At 56.1% G+C, this 1,955-nt stretch carries 2 protein-coding genes; one reads left to right on the top strand and one right to left on the bottom strand.

What is annotated here, in order from left to right; translation table 11 throughout:
- Positions 1–119 precede the first annotated feature (119 nt).
- A complete protein-coding gene (hisC, locus tag BMY49_RS17000) occupies positions 120–1,181 on the bottom strand; it encodes a histidinol-phosphate transaminase (protein WP_082051480.1) in 1,062 nt (353 codons plus the stop codon).
- Between the two features lie 192 nt (positions 1,182–1,373).
- Between hisC and BMY49_RS16995 the strand changes: the two genes are divergently transcribed.
- On the top strand, positions 1,374–1,823 hold the full coding sequence (locus BMY49_RS16995) for a copper resistance protein NlpE N-terminal domain-containing protein (RefSeq protein WP_089676122.1): 450 nt from the start codon (positions 1,374–1,376) through the stop codon (positions 1,821–1,823).
- Positions 1,824–1,955: the final 132 nt, after the last annotated feature.

Genomic DNA, 1,955 nt, shown 5'->3' with positions numbered 1-1,955 from the left:
GGCTTAGTCGTTCTTCATGAACCGCCGTGGTACGGAACCGTATGCCCGGTGGTGTGGGAGGGCGCCGGGGGTGACCCCGGCCCCTACCCGATTAAGCACTCAGAGAACTGGATAATCCATTAACCGGAGAGTGACTCTAGGGCTTCAATGAAGCTATCCATCTCATCGTCGGTGCCGATGGAAATACGCAGGAAGTTGTTGAGTAGGTTGGTATTGAAGTGGCGTACCAAAATGCCTCGCTCCCGAAGGCCCGCAAACAGCTGCGCACCGGCAAAGTCAGGGTGCTGAGCCAGCAGGAAATTGGCTTTTGAGGGCAGTACCTCAAAGCCCAGCCCTTCCAGCCGTTGGCGGGTTCGCTCACGGGTAGTAATGACGTTGTCCCGGCAGGCGTTGAAGTGCTGGGTATCTTTCAGTGCCTCAATACCGACCACACTGGCTAGGCTATCGACCGGATAGGAGTTAAACGAATCTTTTACCCGCTGTAAGCCTTCGATTAGCTCAGGGGAGCCAATCGCGTAGCCTAGACGTAAGCCCGCCAGACTGCGTGACTTGGAAAAGGTACCGGTGACCAGCAGGTTCGGATAACGCTCGACCAGTGCCACCGTGCTCTCTGCGCCAAAATCGACATAGGCTTCATCGATCAACACCACGCGATCCGCCACACGTTTCAGCAGTGCTTCGATGCTCTCAAGGGAGTGAGCGTGGCCAGTAGGCGCATTGGGGTTGGCAAAAATCACCCCGCTACGTTCGGAATCGTTGGCAAGCGCATCCAGGTCGACTTCCCATTGATTGTTAAGCGGATGCTTGCGCAGTTCCACGCCATACAGGTTGGCATACACCGGGTAGAAGCTGTAAGTAATCGACGGTACATCCAGCGGTGCCCCATGGCAGAAGAACGCCTGGAACGCGAACGCCAGCACTTCGTCAGAACCATTGCCAACAAAGGTTTCTGCTACGCTTACACCATACGTGTCTGCCAAGGTTTCACGCAGGGCCAAGGACGTCGGATCAGGATAGAGACGCAAATGATCAACTGCATAGTTGCGTAGTGCCTCGCTGACACCAGGGGCAGGTGGGTACGGGTTCTCGTTTGTATTGAGTTTGATAACGCGTTCACGGGGCTGCTCGCCTGGCACGTAAGGGGTAAGCTCCCTAACGGCTGGGCTCCAATATTGGCTCATAAGGGTAACCTGATTATCCTAGCGGTAATGGCACCATGGTCGCCTGATGGCCGCTAGAGCGCAAGCATTCCCATGCAGGCTAGGTGAGAACTTACTTCTACGTCAGAGGGGGTGGGCGTCGCACCTTGTAGCGGTTATGCTGTCATAAGCGCGCGAAAGAAATGTATGTCCAACACGATAAGGAGACACCCAATGCAATTCAGGAGTTTGCTAGCCGGTTCGGCTATGTTGGCACTGTTGGCGGGCTGCGCAGCTGGCCCAACGGATCAGCGCGAAGATGCAGGCATGACCGCATCACAGGCTAACTACCAAGGCACTCTGCCTTGCCGTAACTGTGACGGCATTGACCTGGATGTAACGTTGGTGGGAGAAGAGATGAGCGCCCCGGAAGAGCGGACGTTCACGCTGGATGCGACTTACCGTAATCACCCCCAGACTCCGCCGGATGAAAACTATGCCGGTAACTGGGAAGTGCTGACTGGTACGCCCTCTGACCCCGATGCCACGGTATATGAGCTAATGCCGAACGGCGACGGCCAAATCTACTACTTCCAGCGTATTGATGAACGTACCCTGGAGCTAATCGACCCTGAGCGCCGCCGTTTCGAAAATGGCGAGATGCTGCAGTTACAGCGTCAGTAATCCAATACGCGACGCTCAAAGGCGGCCACTGGCCGCCTTTTGCATTGTGCGCCAGGCATGGCGCGCAGCGCCTTGACTGGCGCTATTCCTGAGGGTGGTGCCTCACAGGATGACTTGGGGGTGAAAGTCCCC

Source organism: Vreelandella aquamarina (assembly GCF_900110265.1).
GTDB classification, from domain to species: Bacteria; Pseudomonadota; Gammaproteobacteria; order Pseudomonadales; family Halomonadaceae; genus Vreelandella; species Vreelandella aquamarina.
The sequence above is the reverse complement of the archived record's forward strand: the minus strand, read 5'-3'. Positions and strand labels throughout refer to the sequence as shown.